Source organism: Citricoccus sp., from assembly GCF_035445025.1.
Classification (GTDB): domain Bacteria; phylum Actinomycetota; class Actinomycetes; order Actinomycetales; family Micrococcaceae; genus Citricoccus.
Map to the genome: position 1 here is coordinate 211,895 of NZ_DAOMPX010000001.1, position 21,843 is coordinate 233,737.

19 protein-coding genes are annotated in these 21,843 nt (G+C 73.3%); 10 read left to right on the plus strand and 9 right to left on the minus strand.

Going from position 1 to position 21,843, the window contains the following annotated elements; genetic code table 11:
* Positions 1–8: 8 nt before the first annotated feature.
* Complete coding sequence (locus tag PLJ28_RS01020) at positions 9–1,538, plus strand: aldehyde dehydrogenase family protein (protein ID WP_183530362.1); 1,530 nt, start codon at positions 9–11, stop codon at positions 1,536–1,538.
* A 3-nt stretch (positions 1,539–1,541) separates the two neighbouring features.
* Here PLJ28_RS01020 and pgm read toward each other — a convergent pair whose 3' ends face one another.
* Positions 1,542–3,272: a phosphoglucomutase (alpha-D-glucose-1,6-bisphosphate-dependent) gene (gene pgm / locus PLJ28_RS01025; RefSeq protein WP_183530360.1), complete on the minus strand. Its 1,731-nt coding sequence runs from the start codon at positions 3,270–3,272 to the stop codon at positions 1,542–1,544.
* Between the two features lie 137 nt (positions 3,273–3,409).
* Here pgm and PLJ28_RS01030 point away from each other — a divergent pair, with 137 nt between their 5' ends.
* From PLJ28_RS01030 to PLJ28_RS01040, 3 genes are all read left to right on the plus strand, one after another.
* A complete protein-coding gene (locus PLJ28_RS01030) occupies positions 3,410–4,705 on the plus strand; it encodes a M24 family metallopeptidase (protein ID WP_255459812.1) in 1,296 nt (431 codons plus the stop codon).
* Between the two features lie 115 nt (positions 4,706–4,820).
* Positions 4,821–5,909 (plus strand): acyl-CoA dehydrogenase family protein, encoded by a 1,089-nt coding sequence (locus PLJ28_RS01035; protein WP_183530358.1) that lies wholly within the window; start codon positions 4,821–4,823, stop codon positions 5,907–5,909.
* Positions 5,906–8,098 (plus strand): PIG-L family deacetylase, encoded by a 2,193-nt coding sequence (locus tag PLJ28_RS01040; RefSeq protein ID WP_324589836.1) that lies wholly within the window; start codon positions 5,906–5,908, stop codon positions 8,096–8,098. Before PLJ28_RS01035 ends, PLJ28_RS01040 begins: the two co-directional genes overlap by 4 nt.
* Here the strand turns inward: PLJ28_RS01040 and PLJ28_RS01045 are convergent.
* The 3 genes from PLJ28_RS01045 to PLJ28_RS01055 are packed head-to-tail and all read right to left on the minus strand — an operon-like array spanning position 8,082 to position 10,506.
* Positions 8,082–8,456, minus strand: coding sequence for a hypothetical protein (locus PLJ28_RS01045; RefSeq protein ID WP_183530354.1), 375 nt, complete (start codon positions 8,454–8,456; stop codon positions 8,082–8,084). The genes PLJ28_RS01040 and PLJ28_RS01045 overlap by 17 nt on opposite strands.
* Positions 8,457–8,465: 9 nt before the next feature.
* The gene (locus PLJ28_RS01050) at positions 8,466–9,644 is read right to left on the minus strand and encodes a M4 family metallopeptidase (RefSeq protein WP_255459811.1); all 1,179 of its coding nucleotides are present in this window, start codon (positions 9,642–9,644) and stop codon (positions 8,466–8,468) included.
* Positions 9,628–10,506, minus strand: coding sequence for a DNA/RNA non-specific endonuclease (locus tag PLJ28_RS01055; protein ID WP_183530352.1), 879 nt, complete (start codon positions 10,504–10,506; stop codon positions 9,628–9,630). The genes PLJ28_RS01050 and PLJ28_RS01055 overlap by 17 nt, the downstream gene beginning before the upstream one ends.
* A gap of 114 nt (positions 10,507–10,620) precedes the next feature.
* Between PLJ28_RS01055 and PLJ28_RS01060 the strand changes: the two genes are divergently transcribed.
* Positions 10,621–11,241 (plus strand): DUF4190 domain-containing protein, encoded by a 621-nt coding sequence (locus PLJ28_RS01060; protein WP_183530350.1) that lies wholly within the window; start codon positions 10,621–10,623, stop codon positions 11,239–11,241.
* A gap of 10 nt (positions 11,242–11,251) precedes the next feature.
* Here the strand turns inward: PLJ28_RS01060 and PLJ28_RS01065 are convergent, their stop codons facing one another.
* Both PLJ28_RS01065 and PLJ28_RS01070 read right to left on the minus strand, forming a co-directional pair.
* Positions 11,252–12,643, minus strand: a complete 1,392-nt coding sequence (locus tag PLJ28_RS01065) for an amidase (protein WP_183530348.1) — start codon at positions 12,641–12,643, stop codon at positions 11,252–11,254.
* A gap of 21 nt (positions 12,644–12,664) precedes the next feature.
* Positions 12,665–14,731, minus strand: a complete 2,067-nt coding sequence (locus PLJ28_RS01070; RefSeq protein ID WP_298043205.1) for an ABC1 kinase family protein — start codon at positions 14,729–14,731, stop codon at positions 12,665–12,667.
* Positions 14,732–14,758: 27 nt separating this feature from the next.
* Between PLJ28_RS01070 and PLJ28_RS01075 the strand changes: the two genes are divergently transcribed.
* Both PLJ28_RS01075 and pheA read left to right on the plus strand, forming a co-directional pair.
* Positions 14,759–15,085: a rhodanese-like domain-containing protein gene (locus tag PLJ28_RS01075; RefSeq protein WP_029139318.1), complete on the plus strand. Its 327-nt coding sequence runs from the start codon at positions 14,759–14,761 to the stop codon at positions 15,083–15,085.
* Positions 15,082–16,074 carry a prephenate dehydratase gene (gene pheA, locus PLJ28_RS01080; RefSeq protein ID WP_183530345.1) on the plus strand — a complete coding sequence of 331 codons (993 nt, stop codon included), beginning with the start codon at positions 15,082–15,084 and terminating at the stop codon, positions 16,072–16,074. Before PLJ28_RS01075 ends, pheA begins: the two co-directional genes overlap by 4 nt.
* Positions 16,075–16,113: 39 nt before the next feature.
* On the opposite strand, the gene PLJ28_RS01085 is transcribed toward pheA, so the two are convergent.
* Complete coding sequence (locus PLJ28_RS01085; protein WP_298043208.1) at positions 16,114–17,346, minus strand: diacylglycerol/lipid kinase family protein; 1,233 nt, start codon at positions 17,344–17,346, stop codon at positions 16,114–16,116.
* 51 nt (positions 17,347–17,397) lie between these two features.
* Here PLJ28_RS01085 and serS point away from each other — a divergent pair, with 51 nt between their 5' ends.
* Together serS and PLJ28_RS01095 are read left to right on the plus strand one after the other, a co-directional pair.
* Positions 17,398–18,684: a serine--tRNA ligase gene (serS, locus tag PLJ28_RS01090; protein WP_298043210.1), complete on the plus strand. Its 1,287-nt coding sequence runs from the start codon at positions 17,398–17,400 to the stop codon at positions 18,682–18,684.
* Between the two features lie 135 nt (positions 18,685–18,819).
* Positions 18,820–19,743 (plus strand): HAD family hydrolase, encoded by a 924-nt coding sequence (locus PLJ28_RS01095; protein ID WP_502876470.1) that lies wholly within the window; start codon positions 18,820–18,822, stop codon positions 19,741–19,743.
* 59 nt (positions 19,744–19,802) lie between these two features.
* Here the strand turns inward: PLJ28_RS01095 and PLJ28_RS01100 are convergent, their stop codons facing one another.
* Both PLJ28_RS01100 and PLJ28_RS01105 read right to left on the minus strand, forming a co-directional pair.
* Entirely contained in the window at positions 19,803–20,459 is a 657-nt protein-coding gene (locus tag PLJ28_RS01100) for a hypothetical protein (protein WP_298043212.1), read from the minus strand.
* 12 nt (positions 20,460–20,471) lie between these two features.
* On the minus strand, positions 20,472–21,065 hold the full coding sequence (locus PLJ28_RS01105) for an inorganic diphosphatase (protein ID WP_324589837.1): 594 nt from the start codon (positions 21,063–21,065) through the stop codon (positions 20,472–20,474).
* 161 nt (positions 21,066–21,226) lie between these two features.
* Between PLJ28_RS01105 and PLJ28_RS01110 the strand changes: the two genes are divergently transcribed.
* The coding region (locus PLJ28_RS01110) for a D-alanyl-D-alanine carboxypeptidase (RefSeq protein ID WP_324589838.1) at positions 21,227–21,843 on the plus strand (617 nt) is incomplete at its 3' end.

The window sequence follows — 21,843 nt, forward strand, 5'->3', positions numbered from 1 at the left end:
GTGGGAGGATGCCTGAGATTCCCGACGCCGTCCAGGACCAGACGATGAGACTCGCCCCGGGCTCCGAGCAGCCCCTCGACGAACCGGGAGCCGGCCTGCCGGTGCCCGCCGGCCCCGCCGTGGCCATGGGAACGGAGGCGCCGGCCGACGCCGTCGGGCGCATGCGGCAGGCCGCCACCCTGCGATTGCCGCACCCGCGCCGGTACCGGGCCGCACAGCTCAAGGGGATCCGGCGGATGCTGGAGGAGGAGGCCGACGCCATCTGCGCGGCCCTCGAGCAGGACCTCGGCAAGTCCCGCACGGAGGCCATGGTCACCGAGGTCCAGGTGACCCGCGCCGAGGCGGACCACGCCCTGCTGTACCTCACCGACTGGATGGAACCGCAGTCCGTGAAGGTCCCGCTGGCCTTCCAGCCGGCCAGTGCCAAGATCGAGGCGCGTCCGCTGGGTGCGGTGCTGGTCATCGCCCCGTGGAACTACCCGTTCCAGCTGCTCATCTCCCCGCTGGTGGCCGCCGTGGCCGCGGGCAACGCCGTGGTGCTCAAGCCCAGTGAGAAGGCCCCGGCCACGTCCGAGCTCATCGGGCGCCTCATCCCGCAGTACCTGGACCCGCGCTCGGTGGCCGTGGTGCAGGGTGGCGCCGAGACCGTCCAGGGGCTGCTGGCCGAGAAGTTCGACCACATCTTCTACACCGGCGGAGAACGGGTCGGCCGGATCGTCTACGAGGCGGCCGCCCGGCAGCTGACCCCCGTCACCCTGGAACTGGGCGGGAAGTCACCGTGCGTGGTGGCGGACGGGCGCAACTGGCCGGCCATCGCCCGGCGCATCGCCTTCGGCAAGTTCACCAACGCCGGACAGACGTGCGTGGCCCCGGACTACGTGCTCGTGGTCGGCGAGGAGACGCAGCGGCAGCTGGAGAGGCACCTGACGAAGGCCATCACCGAGTTCTACGGTGCGGACCCGCAGGCCTCCGCGGACTACGGCCGGCTCATCGACACCCAGCACGCCGAGCGACTGGCCGGCCTGCTGCAGGACGCGCTCGAGCCCGGGGAGGGGCGCGCCCCGGCGCGGCTCGTGCACGGGGGCCGGGCCGACGTGGCGGACAGGTACCTCGAGCCGACCGTGCTGGCGGACGTCTCCGCGGACAGCGCGCTGATGGCCGAGGAGATCTTCGGGCCCATCCTGCCGATCCTGCGCGTGGACACCGTGGAGGAGGCGATCGAGTTCATCAACGCCCGGCCGCATCCGCTGGCCGCCTACCTGTTCACGGACAAGCCCCGTTACCACCGCGCGTTCGAGGAGCGCGTGACCGCCGGCGGGATGGCCTTCGACGTCACGCTGATGCACGTGGGCCTGCCGACCCTGCCGTTCGGCGGCGTGGGGCCCTCGGGGATGGGCTCGTACCACGGGCGTGCCGGGTTCGAGACGTTCTCCCAACTGCGCCCGGCCCTGACGAAGACCGACCAGGTGGACACCCTCAAGGCCGTCTACCCGCCCTACACCTGGACCAAGCGCCAGGCGATCAAGCGCCTGCTCTGACGCTCAGGCGATGACCGCGTCCACGATCGCCTTCGCCTCGGCCTGGACCTGGGCCAGGTGCTCGGCGGAGACGAACGACTCGGCGTAGATCTTGTAGACGTCCTCGGTGCCGGAGGGGCGCGCGGCGAACCAGGCGTTCTGCGTGGTGACCTTCAGCCCGCCGATGGGCGCCTCGTTCCCGGGCGCCTCGGTCATCGTGGCGATGATCCGCTCCCCGGCCAGGGTGTCCGCGGTGACGTCCGCCGGGGACATCCGCTTCAGCTTGGCCTTCTGCTCCGCGGTGGCCGGGGCGTCGATGCGGGCGTACACCGGGTCCCCGTACCGCGCGACGAGGTCCGCGTAGTACCGGGACGGCGACGTGCCCGTCACCGCCCGGATCTCCGCGGCCAGCAGGCACAGCAGGATCCCGTCCTTGTCCGTGGACCACGGGGTCCCGTCGAAGCACACGAAGGACGCCCCGGCGGACTCCTCCCCGCCGAAGACACCCGTCCCGTCCAGCAGGCCGGGCACGAACCACTTGAAGCCCACCGGCACCTCCACGAGGTCCCGGTCCAGCCCCGCGGCCACCCGGTCGATCATCGAGGAGGAGACGAGCGTCTTCCCGACGCCGGCCCCGGCCGGCCAGTCGTAACGGTGCCGGTAGAGGTAGTCGATCGCCACGGAGAGGAAGTGGTTCGGGTTCATCAGCCCGCCGTCCGGGGTGACGATGCCGTGGCGGTCGGCGTCCGCGTCGTTGCCGGTGGCGATGTCGAACGGCGCCGCAGCGTCCGGTCCCGGCACGTCCGCGTCGGCGCCGGGACCGGACGCGGAACCGGCGTCGGGCCGCATCCGCCCGATCAGCGAGGCCATGGCGTTCGGCGACGAGCAGTCCATCCGGATCCTGCCGTCCCAGTCCAGGGTCATGAACGCCCACTGGGGGTCGACGTCCGGGTTCACGACGGTGAGGTCCAGTCCGTGGCGCTCGGCGATCTCGCCCCAGTACTCCACCGAGGCCCCGCCCATGGGGTCCGCGCCGATGCGGACCTTCGCCCGGCGGATGGCGTCCAGGTCCACGACCTTCGGCAGGTCGGTGACGTAGCGGTCCCGGAAGTCATAGGTGCCCAGCGCCTCGTGGCGCCGCGCCTCGGCCAGCGGGATGCGCCGGACCTCCGCCAGGCCCCCGGCCAGCAGCTCGTTGGCGCGGTCCGCGATCCAGTCCGTGGCGTCGGTGTCCGCGGGGCCGCCGTGGGGCGGGTTGTACTTGAAGCCGCCGTCGGCGGGCGGGTTGTGGGAGGGCGTGATGACGATGCCGTCGGCCAGGTCCTGCCCGTGGGTGCGGTAGTCGTTGAGCACCAGGATGGCGTGGGAGACGGCCGGGGTGGGGGTGTAGCCGTCCCGGGAGTCGATCAGCGTGCGTACCCCGTTGCCCATGAGCACCTCGAGCGCGGTGTCCTGGGCCGGCCCGGACAGGGCGTGGGTGTCCCGGCCCATCAGCAGCGGGCCGGTGATCCCCTGGGCGGCGCGGTACTCGACGATCGCCTGCGTGATGGCGGCGATGTGGTCCTCGTTGAAGGAGGTCTTCAGGGACGAGCCGCGGTGGCCGGAGGTGCCGAAGGAGACCCGCTGCGCCGGGTCCGCGGGGTCCGGATGACGCTCGGCGTAGGCCGCCAGCAGGGCGTCCAGGTCGACGAGGTCTTCGGGGAGGGCCACGGTGCCTGCCCGTTCGGCGGCGGGCGCAGGGGTCTGAGCGTTCATGGCACCACTGTTCCACGAACGCGTGACCACAGGTAGCCGACCGGTGAACATGACCGACGGCGCGGGGACGGCCGGCAGGTGGTGCTGGGGTACGCCCTACCGTTGTCACCCGGTCCCGGGGAGCGGAAAATCGGGTCATGTCCACAGCACGCGTGACCGGGGACGGGCTCACGGTGGGAGCCGCCGCCCCGGGACCGGACGTCGTTCCCGCCCCGGCCATCGCACCCGTTCCGGCCGGGGACGCCGACATCCGCGGGGCGCTGTTCCCCATGGACGAGTACGCCCAGCGGCTGCTGTCGGTGCGCGAGAGGATGGACCGGCAGGGCCTGAGCGCCCTGATGGTCGTGGACCCGGCGAACATCTTCTACCTCACCGGCTATGACGCGTGGTCGTTCTACACCCCGCAGGTCCTCTTCATCCCCCTGGACGGGCCCATGCTGTTGTTCCTGCGGGAGATGGACGCCCTGGGTGCCTTCCGCACCAGCTGGCTGCCCATGGACCAGGTCCTGGGCTATCCGGAACGCTACGTGCACCAGCCCCGGATCCACCCCTTCGACTGGGTCGCCGACGCCCTGCGCCGGCGCGGTCTGGTCGAACCGGCCGCCCGGGGAGGCGTGGGCCTGGAGATGGACGCCCACTTCTTCGCGCCGAAGGCCTACCAGGCGCTCCTGCGGGGGATTCCGGAGTGGTCCCTCGTGGACTGCTTCGAGCTGGTCAACTGGGTGCGGGCGGTGAAGTCGGATGCCGAGATCCGGTACATGCGCCTCGCGTCCCGGGTGACCACGGTGTCGATGCAGGAGGCCATCGACGCGATCGAGCCGGGAGTGCCCCAGAACCAGGTGGCCGCGCACATCGCCGCCGCCCAGGCCGCGGGCACCGAGGACGCGTGGGGTGACTTCCCCGCCATCGTCCCGATGCTGCCCACCGGCGGGTCCGCGGACACCCCGCACCTGACCTGGTCCGATCGCGTGCTGCGGGAGGGTGACGCCGTGGCCGTCGAGCTGGCCGGGGTGCACCGCCGGTACCACGTGCCCCTGGCCCGCACGGTCGTGCTCGGCACGCCGTCGCCCGAACTGCTGCTGCTGGAGGAGGCGGTCGGAGCCGGGCTGCAGGACATCCTCGACGTCGCCGCCCCCGGCGTCCCCGTCCGGGAACTGTCCCGGACGTGGACCCGGACCCTGGCGGGGTACGGGCTGGAGAAGCCCAGTCGCCTCGGGTACTCCATCGGGGTCGGCTTCCCGCCGGACTGGGGGGAGCGGACCATCAGCATCCGTGCCGAGGACGAGAACGTGCTGGCGGAGAACATGACGTTCCACCTGATCTGCGGGATGTGGATGACCGGCTACGGCTACGCGGCCTCGGAATCGATCCGCATCACGGACACCGGCGTCGAGGCCTTCACGCAGTTCCCCCGGCTCATCCTGCGGAAGTGAGCTCCGCCCCCGGTCCGGCGCCACCGGGCGGCCGGGGCGGCCCGGCTGGTTGAATAGGCGGCAGGGGCCGACGAGACGACCGTCAGGCCGGCCCGGGACCGCAGGAGGAACACCGATGTCGCTGCCCCGTTGGGTGCACCTGGGACACCCGGGCCGGATCACGGACACGGGCGAGGGCGAACGCGGGGAAGCGGACGGCGTGGCGGCCCCCTGCCTGGTGCGTGCCGCCACCGCCTCCCACGGCTCGGCGGAGCCCATGCTGGAGGCCCTCGGGGACCTGCCGGCCCAGGAGCTGCCCCGGCCGGGCGGCGGGGACACCCGCGCCCTGTGGGAGCTCCTCGCCTCCGTGGCCGCGGTGGACCTGGTGGCCGCCCGCGTGCTCGAACCCCACCTGGACGCCGTGGCGATCCTGGACCAGGCCGGGGTGCCGGCCCCGCACGGTGTCCTGGGCGTCTACGCCTCCGAGTCCGGGGGGCAGACCCCCGTCGCCCACCGGACCCGCCCCGGACACGCCGACGGGCCCGGTCCCTGGGCGCTGGACGGCACCAAGCCGTGGTGCTCCCTGGCCGGGCGCTGCTCGGCCGCCGTCGTGACCGCCGCCCTGCCCGACGGCGGCCGGCAGGCCTTCCTCGTCGACCTCCGCCACCCCGGCGTGCACCCCGGGGCGGGCAGCTGGCCCGCCCTGGGGCTGGCCGCGATCGACAGCGGTCCGCTCACCTTCGAGGCGGTCCCGGCCCTGCCGGTGGGCGGCCCGTCCTGGTACCTGGACCGGCCCGGGTTCGCCTGGGGCGGGATGGGGGTGGCCGCCGTGTGGTTCGGCGGTGCCGTGCACCTGTACCGCACGCTGGCGGCCTCGGCGGCCCGCCGGGAACCGGACCAGTTCGCGCTCGCGGCACTGGGGCGCGTGGACCGCCTGCTGTCCTCGGTGTCTGCCCAGCTGGCCGCGGCCGCCGACGCCATCGACGCCGGCGACCTGACCGGGCCCGCCGCAGAGCTCGAGGCGTACCGGCTGCGGGGCGCCGTGGCGCAGGTCTGCACCGAGGTGATCGACGTCGTCGGACAGGCCACCGGTCCCGGGCCCCTCACCGGGGACGCCGACCACGCCCGGGCCGTGGCCGACCTGCAGGTCTACGTCCGCCAGCACCATGCCGGGCGCGACGACGCCCGGCTCGGCGCCCTGATCCTCACGGCGGTGCGGCCATGACGTTCTCGCACCTGGACGCCGGGACGCCCGAGGGGCACTGGCAGGCCGCCGGGGTGTCCGGTGTGCGGGAGGCCCCGGGTCGCGGACGGCTGCCGGCGGAGACGTTGCTGGTGGTCGTGGCCGCCCACCCCGACGACGAGACCCTGGGCGCCACCGGGCTGATCCGCTCGGTGCTGGGCGCCGGCGGGAGCGTGCGGGTGGTGATGGCCAGCCTGGGGGAGCGGTCCCATCCGGACTCCCCGACCCACACCCCGGAGCAGCTGATCGCGGTGCGCCGGGCCGAACTGGCCTCCGCCCTCGAGGCGCTGGGGACCGGCCACCGGGACCGCATCGAGCTGGTCGGGCTCGGCCTGCCGGACGGGGACGTGGCCGCGCACACGGACCGGGTGCGGGCCGTCGTCGTGGACCTCCTGGACGGGCACACCGGGCCGGCCGTGCTGGCCACCCACTACCGCGCCGACGGGCACGCCGACCACGACGCCCTCGGCCACGTGGTGTCCGCCCTGGCCGCGGACCGGGGCCTGGACCTGTACGAATTCCCGATCTGGTTCTGGCACTGGGCCGACCCCGCGCGCGACCCGGACTGGCGGGACTGGGTGCGCTGGCCGCTGGCGGCGGAGGCCCGGGCCGCCCGCCGGGACGCCCTGGCGGCCCACGCCAGCCAGGTGGAGCCGCTCTCCCCGGCTCCCGGGGACGAGGCCATCCTGGGCCCGGGGATGCTCGAGCACTTCGTCGGCCGGTCCTTCGACGTCTACCGGTACACGGCGCCGGAGGCCGCCGCGGGGGCCGGCACAGCGTCCACAGCGTCCACAGCGTCCACAGCGTCCGCGTCATCCGCAGCGTCCCCGTCGGCCCGGGCGACCGAGGTCTTCGACCGGCTCTACCGCGAGCGGGAGGATCCCTGGGGATACCGGAGCAGCTGGTACGAACGGCGCAAGCGGCTGGTCACCCTCGCGGCCCTGCCGCGCGAGCGCTACGGCACCGTCCTGGAGGCGGGAAGCTCGATCGGGGTGCTCACCGGCGACCTGGCCGAGCGCGCCGAGCGGGTCATCGGCCTGGAGGCCTCGGGCGTGGCGATCCGGGAGGCCCGCCGGGCCCTGGCCGGGCGATCCGGGGTGACCTTCGAGCAGGTGGTGCTGCCGGACCAGTGGCCGAACCGGCTGCCCGGTGGAGGCCCGGCCGACCTGGTGGTGCTCTCCGAGATCGGGTACTTCCTCTCCGCCCCCGAACTGGAGCGGTTGCTGGACCACCTCGAGCGGTCCCTGGCCCTGTCCGGCCACCTCGTGTCGTGCCACTGGCGCCAGGAGGTGGAGGGATGGCCCCTGGACGGGGACGAGGTCCACGAGAGGGTCGCCGCGGACCCCCGGTTCCGGCTGGTCTCGCGCCATCTCGAGCAGGACTTCGTGGTGGATGTCCTCACCCGTGCCTCCGCCGCGGACAGGGTGGCCGTGGTGGTCCCGGCGCGCAACGAGGAGGACCTGCTGCCGGGGTGTCTCCAGGCGCTGGCCCGGGCGGCCGACCGCTGGGAGGAGGTCCACGCGCAGGGGTCCGTCCAGGTGGTGGTGGCCCTGGACGACTGCACCGATGCGACGGCGCACCGGGCTGAGGCCGTGGTGGCGGGCGATCCCCGCTTCCACGTGATGGACCTGGCTGACGAGGCGTCCCCTGCGGGGGCGCCGGCCTCGGGGCCCGCGAACGTCGGCCGCGCCCGGGACCTGGGCCTGCGGCGGGCGGTGGAGCTGTTGTCCCGGTCCGGCGGGGCCCAGCGGACCTGGGTGGCCAGCACGGATGCGGACACCGTCGTTCCCCCGGACTGGCTGGTGGCCCAGACGGCACTGGCCGCGCGGGAGGACGGCCCGGTCGTGGTGGCCGGGACGGTCGGGCTGGATGCCTCGGGGGTGGACCCGCAGGTGCTGCGGCGCTGGTTGCGGGACTACACGCACGGCGAGGACCACGGGCACGTCCACGCAGCCAACCTGGGCCTGTCCTGGGAGGCGTATGAGCGCCTGGGGGGCTTCCCCCACACGGCCGAGCACGAGGACGTCGCGCTCGTCGAGGCGGCGCGGGCCGCCGGGGTGCCGGTGCTGGCCACGGACCGGATCCGGGCGGTGACCTCGGGCCGCACGACCGGGCGCACGGCCGGCGGCTTCGCCGGTTACCTGCGGGGACTGGTCACGGACGCCGGGTGATCACGTCGATCAGTGCGTCCAGGTCCGGATCCCGGCGCCGTCCGTCCTCGTCGTAGCTCGCCGACCCGTCCCCGCACGTCACCGTCCACTGGAAGGCGTCGCGCACCCGTCCTCTCGCCCCCCGGCCGGGAGACGGCCCGGATCCGGGCCGGTCGGGACGCCGGGAGGCCTCCCCCGGGTGCGCGGCCGGGGCGAGCCCGGAGATCCGGCGGGCGGCCCGCGCGGCCGGGGTGCCGTCGTCGGGGATCCGCGCCGTCCAGCGGCGCACCATCCCGGCCACTCCACCCGAGCGCGACACCGTGACCTCGAGCATGCCCGGTGCCGGGTCCGGCGTGCTGACAGCGCGGTCCTCGCTCATGACCCCAGCCTACGGAGCGGAGGCCCCCTCGGTCAGTACCCCCACCTGCGCCCAGGACTCCCGGACGATCCGGGCGGCCTCGTCCCCGAACCGGCCCTGGGCGGCCGCCACCGTCGCGCGGGCGAACCCGGCGAAGTCCACGTCCCGTGGCAGGTCCTGCGAGGTCACCACGTCGAACCAGACCTGCCCGGCCCGCTCCCAGGCGTGGCCGCCCAGGGACCTGGCCGCCAGGTGGAAGGCGCGGTTGGGGATCCCCGAGTTCAGGTGCACCCCGCCGTAGTCCTCCCGGGTGACGATGAACCGGTCCATGTGCTCCGGCTGCGGGTCGCTGCCCAGCCGCGGGTCGTCGTAGGCGGTGCCGGGCGCCGACATCGAACGCAGTCCCCGGGCCCGGACGCCGGCCCCGAACACCTCCGCGCCGATCAGCCACGTCGCCTGGTCCGCCGTGTGGCCCCGCACGTACTGGTCCACCAGCGCCCCGACCACGTCCGCGAAGGACTCGTTCAACGCCCCCGACTGGCCTTGGTAGTCCAGGTCCGAGGCGTACTGCATCAGGCCGTGCGCCAGCTCGTGGCCGATGACGGACAGCGAGGGCGTGAACCCCGTCAGGACCTCCCCGTCGCCGTCGCCGAAGACCAGGCGCCGCCCGTCCCAGAACGCGTTGTCGTAGCGGTGGCCGTAGTGCACGGTGGCCCGCAGCTCACGCCCGAGGCCGTCCGGTGAGGACTGCCGGAAGACCTCGGTCAGGAACCCGTGCACCGAGCCCAGGCCGTCGTAGGCCTCGTTCACCGCGGTGTCCGCCACCGGCGGAGCGCCCTCGGAGCGCACGACGACGCCCGGCAGCTCCTGCGTGCCGCGCGCGTCGGAGATGTTGCGGTCCAGGGTGCCGCCGGGGGTGGCGACACCCCCCTCCGGCCGGATCCCCCGGTGGCGGCGCTCGCGGACCTGCTGGCCCAGGTCCCGCGTCCGGCCCGCGTCCGCCGGCCGGTCCGGTGCCCCGGGTTCCGCGCCCCGCGGCGGACGGTGCGGCGGCGGGAGGAAGGGGCTGGCCGGCGGTGGAGGCTCCGGTTGCCGCGGGAGGTGCCGGGAGAGCTGCTCGAGCATGTACGGCGGCACGATGCAGTGCCGGCGGTGTACCGGCGGGCCGGGGACCTCCGTCCCCGCGGACGTCTCACAGGCTGATGTCATCGAATCCCTCCAGGGCCCGCCAGCGCCGCGCGGCGCGGGCCCCCCGGACCCGTTCACCCAGGGCCTCGGCGGGGACGCGATAGCGGTCGGCCGCGGCGAGCTGGCCCATGTCCAGGCCCGTCAGTTCGGCGATGTCCGACACCGGGACCTGGAAGGTGCGGAAGGGACCGGGCCCGGGTACCTCCTCACCGGCGCGCAGCCCGCGGCTCAGGACCCGGTCCAGTCCCTCGCCCTGGTCCAGCAGGTACCCGGTCGAGGCGAGCGTGCCCAGGGCCGGCTGCTGGTTCCAGGCCACGATCTTGAAGAACCGCCGGGGGATCCGGAACTCCCCGCGGTACTCGGGGTCGTCCTCGGCGAAGACGCAGCCGGTGAAGACGCTGATCCGCTGGCCGGCGGCCCGGGCGTGGCCCAGCACGTGGTCCTCCAGCCCGAGCCACAGCTCCTGGGACTGGTTGAAGTAGGCGGCCTGGGGGGCGCACACGGTGTAGTGGAAGGTGTCCAGGTTCGCCAGGCGGGCGGTGACGCCGTCGCCCCACGCCGGGTCGCGACGACGGACCAGGTGGCCGCGGTCCAGGTCGTTGGCGGCGTAGAGCGCCTCGCCGGCCTGGTGCTCCTCGGGCAGGCGTGCGTCGAACCGCCAGGCGTCCCCGCGGTCCACGTCGCGCAGCTGGGTGCCGTCGACGTTGACCGCGGTGATCGCGGCCAGCCGGCGGTCGGTGTCCTGATGGACGGAGAAGTGCACGTAGTCCAGGACGGCCAGGCGCTCGTCGCTCGGGACCGGCACCGCGGCGGTGGTACCCAGGAAGTCCGCGTCGTAGCCGTTGCGGACGCCGACGTCCGCGGGGGCGTGGGATTCGACCATGTAGTCATGCAACCAGCCGGCGGGGTCCACGGGAAGGGCGGGGACCGAATGCCCGTGATGGAGACCCTGTGGAGAACCCCGCACCTCGTCCGGGGTGTTGCCTACACTGGACCCATGGCCGACCGGAATGACCAGGGACAGCACTCGGACGCGTACCGCCCGTTCGACGACCCCAAGCATCCCTCCTGGTACACGGACCCGGAGGCGCCGGGCGGTCCGTCCACGCCGCCGCCCCCCGGCAGCTCCCCGGCCCCCCGGAACCCCTACGCCGACCAGCCACTGGCCGGTCCCTACGGTGACGGCCAGCCCCAGTACCCGATCCACGGCGGGTACCCCGTGGTCGCCAACCAACCCGGCCGTCAGGACCGGCCCCGCCCGGTGCAGAACCCCTACGACGTCACCCATGGCCAGGCGGGGGGCTATGGCGGGCCCGGTGCCCACGGTCAGGGCGGGATGCAGCCGGGCCGCAGGGGCGGGGCGCCGTATCCGGGCGGTGAGTCCCGTCCTGCAGGACTGGGCATCACCGCGATGGTGCTGGGCATCGCGGGCGTGGTGACCTTCGGTTTCCTGGCCGTCCCGCAGCTCCTGGCGATCGTGTTCGGGCACCTCTCCCTGGCCAGGGAACCCCACGGCAAGGGGTTCGCCGTGGTGGGGCTGATCATGGGGTACCTGGTCACCGGCCTGTGGGTCCTGATGATCATCGGTTTCATCGCGTTCGGGGCGATGCTCGGATAGCCGGGGCGGCTCAGCCCAGCAGGTGCTCCAGGCGGGCCGCCAGGGCCAGCAGGTGCCCCTCCGTGCCGGGCCGGCCGATGGCCTGCACGGACCAGCTCAGGCCCTCCGCATCCCGGAGCACCGGGACGGAGACCGCCGGCAGGCCCATGACGTTGACCATCGAGGTGTACGGGGTGAACCGGCACTGCAGTGCGTAGTCTTCGGCCGGGGGGAGGGACGTGAAGGTCCCGATCAGTGGGGGCGCGAAGGCCAGCACCGGGGTCAGCACCACGTCGTGGGCCGCCAGCTGCCGACGGGCATCCGCGGCCCAGCGGGTCAGCCGGTCCACGGACCCCGCCAGCCGGTCCGGGGTGTAACCGCGGGCCAGCTCCAGGAAGTAGGCGGCCAGGGGCCCGAGCAGCTGCTCGGCGTCCCCGGGCAGGGGAGCCTCCGTGAGCGCCGCCGTCCAGACGGTGCGGAAGTCCTCGTGATAGCCCGGTGCGTAGTCCAGGTCGGCCTCGGCCACCTCGTGGCCGTCCCGCTCGAGGGCGGCGGCGGCCCGGGTCAGGGCGTCGAGGGCGGGCCGGGCCAGCGTGATCTCCAGGTCCGGGGTGAACGGGGAGGCGGTGGAGTAGCCGATCCGCAACCGGTCCGGTTCCGCCCGCCGGGCCCGCGGCAGGCTCCGCCCCTCGCCCCGGGGGCCCCCGAGCATGGCGTCGTAGAGCAGGGCGGCGTCCACGGCCGTGCGGGCCAGGGGGCCGGACACGGACAGGTTCCGCACCGAGTCCTCCTGCCGGTCCGTGGGCACGGTGCCGCGGCCGGGCTTGAGCCCGACCAGCCCGCAGGCCGCGGCCGGGATGCGGACGGACCCGCCGCCGTCGGTGCCGGGCGCGAAGGGCAGCATCCCGGCGGCGACGGCGGCCGCACCGCCCCCCGTGGACCCGCCCGCCGTGCGCTCGGGGTCCAGTGGATTGCGCGCCCCGCGGGAGATGAGGTTCTCCGAGTGGCACGGCAGCCCGAACTCGGGGACGGTGGTCTTGCCCAGGGAGATGCCCCCGGCCGAGTGCACCGCGGCGGCCAGCGGGTCGTCCTCGTCGGCTGGCGGGGCGTCGACGGCGGTCCGCGAACCGAAGGTGGTGCGCATCCCGGCCACGTCCACGAGGTCCTTGAACGCCAGGGGCATGCCGTGCAGTGAGCCGACGGGACCGGCGTCCCGGAACCGGCGGTCCAGCTGGTCGGCACGGGCCAGGGCGGCCTCGGGCTCCACCGAGATGAACGCCCCCAGCTCCGGGTCGCGCCGCTGGGTGACGTCGAGGAAGTGGCGGGTGGCGTCCGCGGCGGAGACCTCACCGGCGGCCAGGGCGTCGCGCAGTTCCAGGGCGGTCAGGCGCGCCAGGTCAGGGGTCCGGACGGGGTGGTTCATGGCCTCCACTGTATCGAGGGCCTACTCCGGGACCTCCGCGGGGCCCGGCCGCTGCATCACCAGGGCCACGGTCCGCAGGGAGAGCACGAAGCCGGCGAACAGGACGATGTAGCCGAACGCGGTGTGCCAGGTCATGTAGCTGGTCATGGCCGGGCCGCCGTCGCCGAAGGCCAGCAGGACGATGCCGCCCAGGACGCAGAACCCGGCCAGGATCGCCACCACCACCTGCTGGAACAACCAGGTGACGTACTGCCGGTCGTCCTTGTCGCCGAGCAGCCGGACATTCACCGAGATCCGTCCGCCCTGCAGGTCGTCGGCGATCCGGTTCAGCCGCCGCGGCAGCTGGGCGGCGATCGGGAGCACCTCCAGCAGGGCCGTCGTGGCGGTGTCCTTCAGCGAACCGGGCGTGAACCGGTCCTTCAGCAGGTCCGCGCCCAGTGCGCGGGCCGCCTGCACGACCTCGAGGTCCGGGTCGATCAGCCCGAGGGTGCCCTCCATGCCGCCGAGGGAGCGCAGGGCCGCGGCCACCTCCTTGGGCACCGCGAACCGGTGGTCGAGGATCAGCCGCGTCAGGGAGCCGAACAGCTTGGACGCCGAGCCGCCGCGCAGCCCGCCGCGGTAGCGCACCAGCAGCTCCCCGACCTCTCGCTCCAGTGCCCGGTCGTCCAGGCCCGCGGGACGCCCGAGCAGCTCGACCAGGGAGTCGCCGAGCAGCCGGGCGTCATTGCGCTCGATCGAGGCGAAGACCATCACCAGTTGCTGTTGCGAGCGGGGGTCGAGCCGGCCGACCGTGCCGAAGTCGAGCAGTCCCAGCCGGGTGTACTGGGCCTCGCCCAGGAGCATGACATTGCCCGGATGCAGGTCGGCGTGGAAGATGCCGTCGTCCATGATCTGGCGCATCACCGAGTTCGTCAGCTCCTCGGCCAGCCGGCGCCGGATGGACGGGTCCAACCGGTCCAGCCGGGCCTTGGCGCGCCCCACGGGGACGCCGGGCAGGTAGTCCATCACGAGCAGCCGCCGCGAGGAGTACTCCGGGTAGACGGTGGGGACGGTGAGGTTGTGGCCGGTCACGGCCGCGGCCATGTCACGCATGTTGGCCTCCTCGACGTGGTAGTCGAGTTCCTCGGCCAGCGAGCGGGTGAAACCGCGGCCGAGGTCCAGGATCCGCAGGGACTTGCCCCACGTGGTGTTGAGCTGCAGCCACCGGCAGATGCGCACCACGATGTCCGTGTCCCGCATGACCTCCTCCACGGCACCCGGGCGCTGGACCTTCAGGACCACCTCCGTGCCGTCCTGCAACCGGGCGCGGTGCACCTGGGCCACGGAGGCCGAGGCCAGGGGCGCCTCGTCCACCCAGGCGAAGACCTCCAGCGGGTCCCGGCCCAGCGAACGGGACAGCGCCCCGCGGATCGAGTCCCAGGACTCGGGGGCCACCTCGGACTGCAACCGGGACAGCTCCCGGATGAAGTCCTCGGGCAGCAGGTCGGTGCGCGCCGAGAGGTTCTGGCCGAGCTTGACGAAGGTGATGCCCGCGTCCTCCAGGGCCCGGCGCAGCGCCCGTGCCGTGCCCGCCCAGGAACCCTCGCCGTCGTCGGAGGGCCGGCCGAAACCGCGCAGGTTGGCGCCCAGCCCGTGGCGCAGGAACACGCCGACCACCTGACGGTAACGCCGGTTCCGGGCCCAGGTGCTGCGCAGCCCGGCCGACCACAGGACCGGGTTCGGCAGCATGCCGGTGGGGATCACCATCTCCAGGATCATCAGCACGGCGGTGCCCAGCCCGAAGATCCACAGCAGGGCGATGAGGATCAACACCATCGCGGCCGGGGCGGAGACCCCCGAGAGGGCGCCGGAGGTGTCGGTCCCGGCGACCTGGGTGATGACGGCGTCGAAGACGACGTTGGTGCTGAGCACCATCAGCAGCGCCACCAGCACCGAGCGGAACCAGCCGACCGGCACCCCCAGCACGCGCCGCACGGTGGTGGCGATCAGCCAGGCCACCAGGACGAGCAGCACGAGGCCGAAGACGGCGCCGAGGGTGGACCCGACCCAGTAGCCGACGGTGCCCAGGTCTCCCAGAAAGGTCTCCACGGGCACACCCTATTAGGCTGGGGTGTCATGAGCATGTTCGAAACAGTCAGCGTGGACGACGTCCCGGAGAACGCAACCATCCTCGACGTGCGCGAGGACGACGAGTTCACCCTCGGCCGGGCCGCCGGGGCCCTGCACATCCCGCTGGGACAGCTGCCCGAACGCATCGAGGAACTGGACCCGGACACCGACTACTACGTGATCTGCCGGACCGGTGGCCGGTCCATGCGCGCCTCCGACTTCATGGTCAACCGGGGTTACTCGGCCATCAACGTCGCCGGCGGCTCCGGCGCCTGGCTGGAGTCCGGCCGTCCCATGGAGGCGGACGGCGGCGCCGAGCCGTCCGTCAAGTGAGCCCCGCCTCCGGTTCCCCGGCCGGGGAGCCCGGCGCCGGCACCGCCGGGGGATCGCGTCCCCGCTACGTCTACCTCGGCCCCGAGGGCACGTTCACCGAGGCCGCGCTGCGCCAGGTCCCCGGCACCGACGCCGCCCAGTGCGATCCGGTCGGCTCCGTGATCACCGCGCTGGCCCAGGTCCGGGACGGCTCCGCGGACTTCGCGGTGGTGCCGATCGAGAACTCCGTGGAGGGCGGCGTCAGCGCCACCCTGGACGACATCGCCAGCGGGGACGCGCTGCAGATCCGCCGCGAGATCCTGGTGCCGATCAGCTTCGTGCTGGTGGGGCGCCGGGACATGGAGCTGTCCGCGATCCGCTCGGTGGCCACCCACAGCCACGGCTGGGCACAGGTGCGCAACTGGGCCGCCGCGCACATCCCGCAGGCCGAGTTCATCCCCGCCTCGTCCACCGCCGCCGGCGCCCGGGGGCTGCTGGACGACGAGACCTCCTATGACGCCGCCGTCTGCGCGCCGCTGGTGGCCGCGCAGACCGGCCTGCCCGTGCTGGCCTCGGCCATCGAGGACACCGCCGGGGCCGTGACCCGGTTCGTGCTCGTCTCCCGCCCGGGGGCGCTGCCGGCGCCGACGGGCTCGGACAAGACGACCGTCGTCGTGCCCCTGCCGGACGACCACCCGGGCGCGCTGATGGACATCCTGGAGCAGTTCGCCGCGCGCGGGATCAACCTGTCCCGGATCGAGTCCCGGCCCACGGGGGCCGGGCTGGGCAGCTACTTCTTCTCCATCGACCTGGAGGGCCACCTCGTCGAGGAACGGGTCTCCGCCGCGCTCGCCGCCCTGTACCGGATCATCCCGCAGATCCGGTTCCTGGGCTCCTATCCCCGCGCCGACCACCGCCGGTACACGGTCCGGGACGACGTCACGGACGAGGCCTACCGCACCGGCCAGGCCTGGGTGCGCGGGATCCTGGGACGGCCTGCCGGGGACTGAGGCCCGCCGGGAGCGCCCGGCGACGCTGCCGGGGTCCGGTCAGGCGTGCTGTTCCGGCACCGACTCCGGCTTCATGACCGGGGCCGCGGCCGAGTCCGGCACGTCCGAGGCCGGCACCTGGATGCGCAGCGTGTCCGGGCGGACCCGGGCGTCGAAGGAGCGCAGCTCGCCGATCGCGTCGCCGTCGAGCTGGGCGATCATCGGCTCGTGCAGGACCACGCGGCAGCGCGTGGCCTGGTAGGTCTCCATGACGGGGATGGTGCCCCGGGACTTCGTCAGCGTCTTCGCCGCGATCCGGATCCAGTCACCCACGTGGCGGGGGGAGAGCATGACCACGTCCAGCAGGCCGTCGTCGAACCGGGCCTCCGGGACGAAGTCCATGCCGGCGGTCAGCTCCCCGCAGTTGGCGATCATCACCGACCGGACCTTGCGGCGCTGCGGGGCGCCGCCGTCGATCGAGATGGAGATCTCCTTGCGGTGGCCCGGCAGGTGGCGCATCCCGGCCTCGCCGTACGCCAGCCAGCCGGCCTTGACCTTCAGGTCGTCCCGGGTGTCCCCCATGACCTCGGCGTCGACTCCCGCCCCGGCGATCACCAGGAAGGTGTGGCGCCGGGTGGTGCCGTCCGTGGTCTCCATCCTCAGGTCGATGGTGTCGATGTCCCGCCGCGTGCCGTGGATGGCGGTGTTGATGCAGGCCTCGAGATTGTCGATCGGCAACCGCAGGTTCCGGGCCAGCAGGTTGCCGGTGCCCAGCGGGATCACCCCCAGGGTGGCGTCCGTGCCGGCCAGCTCCTCGGCCACGAACCGCACGGTCCCGTCCCCCCCGGCGGTCAGCACGACGTCGGCCCCGTCGGCCACGGCGTCGCGGGCCATCTGCCGTCCCGGGTCCTCCACGGTGGTCTCGTAGACGGCCAGCTCCGGCAGGCCGGCCTCCTGGACGGCGGCGGCGACCTTCCGGCGCACCGTGTCCGCCCCGGCCTTGGAGGGGTTGAGCACCAGGGCGATCCGCCGGGGGTGCTCCAGGGCCCGGGACACCAGTGGGGCCTCGGCGATCTCGCTGACCTGGCCGTCGAGCGCCTGGACCTGGCCGGTGAGGGCGGCCATCCGGTCCGGGAGGGTCCCGACATCGCCCTTCAGGGACGTCACGCTGCCGTGCAGTTCGTCCATCCGCCCGTGCAGGCGGCGCTGACCGGTCCACAGGCCGATCACGAAGGCCAGGGCGGCCAGCACCAGGACGAGTGCCACGAGGGCCAGGATCAGTTCTGCAGGCATGGGGCGAAGTCTACGGGGCTCGCCGGGTGGGGGGCCGCTAGGCTGGTGCGCGTGATCGACGTCAAGCACCTCACCGAGAACCCGGACCTCTACAGGGCCTCCCAGCGCGCCCGCGGAGCCGACGAGTCCCTCGTCGACCAGATGCTCTCCGCCGATGCCGCCCGCCGGTCCTCGATCGCCGCCTTCGAGGAGCTGCGGGCGGAGCAGAAGCTCTTCGGCAAGAGGGTGGCGGCCGCCCAGGGGGAGGAGAAGCAGGCCCTGCTGGCCGAGGTCAAGGAGCTGGCCTCCCGCGTGAAGGCGGCCGAGGCCGAGGCCAACGAGGCGCAGGCCGAGCTGGACCGCCTGCAGCGGTTGTTCCCGAACCTCATCGAGGACGGCGTGCCCGCCGGTGGCGAGGACGACTTCGCGGTCCTGAAGACGGTCGGCACCGTCCGGGACTTCGCCGCTGACGGCTTCACCCCCCGGGACCACCTGGAGATCGGTGAGCTGATCGGTGCGATCGACATGGAGCGCGGCGCCAAGGTGTCCGGCTCCCGGTTCTACTTCCTCAAGGGCGTGGGGGCCCGGCTGGAGATCGCCCTGATGCAGATGGGCCTGGACCTGGCGGTGCAGAACGGGTTCATCCCGGTGATCACCCCCACCCTGGTCCGTCCCGAGACCATGCAGGGCACCGGTTTCGACGTGGAGCACGACGACGAGATCTACAAGCTCGAGCGCGACGACCTGTACCTGGTCGGCACCTCCGAGGTCTCCCTGGCCGGTTACCACGCCGACGAGATCCTGGAGCTGGGCAACGAGCCGACCCGCTACGCCGGCTGGTCCACGTGCTACCGCCGGGAGGCCGGCGCCGCGGGCAAGGACACCCGGGGCATCATCCGGGTGCACCAGTTCAACAAGCTGGAGATGTTCATCTACACCACGCAGGACCAGGCCGCCGAGGAGCACCGCCGGCTGCTGGACTGGGAGGAGCAGATGCTGGCCAAGGTCGAGCTGCCCTACCGGGTGATCGACACCGCCGCCGGTGACCTCGGCATGAGCGCGGCCCGCAAGTTCGACTGCGAGGCCTGGGTGCCCACGCAGGAGACCTACCGCGAGCTCACCTCCACCTCGAACTGCACCACGTTCCAGGCCCGGCGGCTGAACATCCGCGAACGGCTGGTCAACGAGGACGGCTCCAAGGGCGGCACGCGGATGGTCGCCACCCTCAACGGGACACTGGCGACCACACGGTGGCTCGTGGCCATCCTGGAGAACCACCAGAACCCCGACGGCTCCGTCACCGTCCCCGAGGCCCTGCGGCCGTACCTGGGCGGCCTCGAGGTCCTGCCGGTCCTATAGATCCTCGCCGGTGGATGTCCACCGTGGGGAACGACCCGGTGGATGTCCGCCGGCCACGGGCGGTGTTCACGTGCTGGACACCGGACGGCCGGGGCTGGTCTACTGGCTGTCCGCACCATCTGCTTGACTGGGGACATGATGAATAACAGGAAGGCCGGCACCGAGGACCGGCACGAAGAACGGGATGCGGACACCGGATCCCTGCAGACGCTGTACCACCCGCCGTCGGACATGACCACCTCCGGGTACCGTCCGAACGGGAACGGGAAGCGCAAGATGGTGTGCCTGGACGTGGACGGCACCCTCGTGGACCATGACGGCCACATGCATGACGAGGTCCGCGAGGCGGCCCGGGACGTCGTGGCCGCCGGACACCACGTGCTCATCGCCACCGGACGCTCGCTGGGCGCCACCCTGCCGATCATCCAGCTGATCGGCCTGGAGGAGGGCTACAGCGTCTCCAGCAACGGCGGGGTCACCCTCCGGCTGTCCGCCGCGCTCGAGGACGGCTTCGAGGTCATCGACCGCCGGACCTTCGATCCCGCCCCGGCCCTGCGGGCCCTGCGGCACCGGCTGCCCAACGCCAAGTACGCGGTGGAGGACGACCAGGGCCGCTTCCTGTCCACCGAGCGCTTCCAGGACATGAGTTTCGGCGTGGTGGCCGAGGGTGTCACGCTCGAGGAGATGATGCGGTCCAGCGCCACCCGCCTGGTGGTGTTCTCCACCGACTCCTCGGCCGAGGAGTTCGGCGAGGCCGTCGAGTCCATCGGCCTGCAGGGCGTCACGTACTCGGTGGGCTGGTCCGCGTGGCTGGACATCGCCGCGGCGGGGGTGTCCAAGGCGTCCGGTCTGGAGGCCCTGCGGGACCGGCTGGGCGTGCACATCGATGACACGGTGGCCGTGGGCGACGGGCGCAACGACATCGAGATGCTGGCCTGGGCCGGCCGGGGGGTGGCCATGGGCCAGGCTCCGCCGGAGGTCATGAGGGTCGCGGACGAGGTCACCGGCCACGTCGAGGAGAACGGGGCCGCCGCGGTCCTGCGCTCACTGCTCGACTGACGGGGCGCGGCCGGCCGACCCCAGGGGCGAGCCCGGCCGCCGCCCCCTGCCGACCCGGCTCAGGGGCGGGTCGTATCGGGGCCCTCGGCCAGGCCCAGGAGCCTCGCGGCGGCGGGGCGGCACGCGTGCTCCTCCGTCCAGAAGGAGCGCTGCACCGCCTTGGACACCGCCTGGACGGTGATCCCGAGTTCGGCGGCCGCGAGCTTCTGCTGACCGCGCACGCCGGGGACCAGCAGGTCCAGCACGGCCCACTCCGCCTCGGTCCGGGTCAGCACCAGCTGTCCCACCAGGCGCAGCACGGCCTCGGCCTGGGCGGCCGTCTCGGCGTCGGGACCGCCCACGGACACGGGCACCCGGACCCCTGCCTTGGCCGCCTCTTCGACGGCCCGGCGGGCGTGGACCAGTCCCGGCCCGCCGACCTCGCGCAACTCCTGCGTGTCCGGCAGCGCACCGGGTCTCACCGGGCCGTCCGGGTCCGCGGGGTCCACCGCCCCCACGGACCCGACGCCGATCCCCACGTTCCAGCGCCGCTCCCGCAGGGCCCGCAGGGCGGCGTCCACCGCGGAGGCGGGGTCGGCCACGATGCCGATGGCCTCATCGCCCACCGAGCGCTGGAACGGCAGCACGGTGCGCACGGGGCGCAGCGCGCGCAACAGGTCGTGCACCATGTCCCCGACCTCCCGCGAATCACGCTGGTTGATCGTCAGGACGTACATAGAGGGGGTGGATCAGCCCTGACGGCCCTGGGGGACGTCGGCCTCGGGGCCCTCCTCGGCGGCCGGCTCGGCCTCCTCGGTCTCCACCTCGCGGCCCTGTGGCTCGTCGGTGGGGGTGTGCTCCCCGGCGGCGTCGAAGCGCTCGATCGAGGCGGCCAGCTCGGCCTCGGCGGCCTCGCGGCCCTCCCAGCCCTCGGCCTTGACCCACTTGCCCGGCTCGAGGTCCTTGTAGCGGGTGAAGAAGTGCTCGATCTCCTGCTTGAGCCACTCGTCGATGTCCTCGAGCTCCTGGATGTGGTCGAAGCGCTTGTCCGAGGGGACGCAGAGCAGCTTGGCGTCGCCGCCACCGTCGTCGGTCATGTTGAACACGCCGATCGGACGGGACTCGACGATCACGCCGGGCACCAGGTCGAAGCCCGGCAGGAAGACCATGGCGTCCAGCGGGTCGCCGTCCTCACCGAGGGTGTTCTCGAAGTAGCCGTAGTGCGTGGGGTACTGCATCGACGTGAACAGCACACGGTCCAGGCGCAGCCGGCCGGTCTCGTGGTCGAACTCGTACTTGACCCGCGAGGCGGCCGGAATCTCGATGGTGACGTCATGGTTCATGTCAGCAGGCTCCTTGGAATGCATGGAGGGCAGGATGGGAGCCGCGCCGGGGCACGGCATCTGGAAACAAGGGTATCCTCCGGTCAGGCGCGTCCGGTCCCGGCCCGCCCATCGCCGCGAGCGTGACGCACGCACCCGTACGCCTCCCAGGAAGCCCGACCGTGACCTCTCGACCCCCACGACGCCGGCCCGCCGCGCGTGCGATCCCGCGCACCCTGGGTGCCGCGCTGGCCCTGCTGCTCGCCGGCACCGTGACCGGTGGCCAGGTGCAGGGCGCGCAGACCGGTGCCGCCCCGTCCGGGCCGACGCCGGCGCTGGCCGTCTCCTCCACGATCACCGCGGGTGCCGCGTCCTCCCCGACTTCCGCCTCGTCCACGGCCTCCGCGTCATCCCTTGCCTCCGCGTCGGACCCGTCGTCCCCCGCCGCCCCGACCTCCAGCTCGTCCCCGGCCCGCCCCGCGGCCACGGGTGCCCACGGCCCTGGCGAGGGAGGGTCCACGCTGGCCGCGGTGCTCGGGCTGTCGGGCCTCACCGCACTGCTGGACCCGATGCCGGACCCGGAGGCCCTCGCCCCCGCACTGGACGAGGCGCTGACGGTGTCCTCGGGCACGATGTCCGCGGCCGTCGTCGACGTCCTGACCGGTGAGGTCCTCTACGACCGGTCGGCCGACGAGCCCGCGGTGCCGGCCTCAGCGGTCAAGATCCTCACGGGCCTCGCGGCCCTGGAGGTCCTGGGCCCGGGCCACCGCTACACCACCGGTGCCGTCGCCCTGCCCGG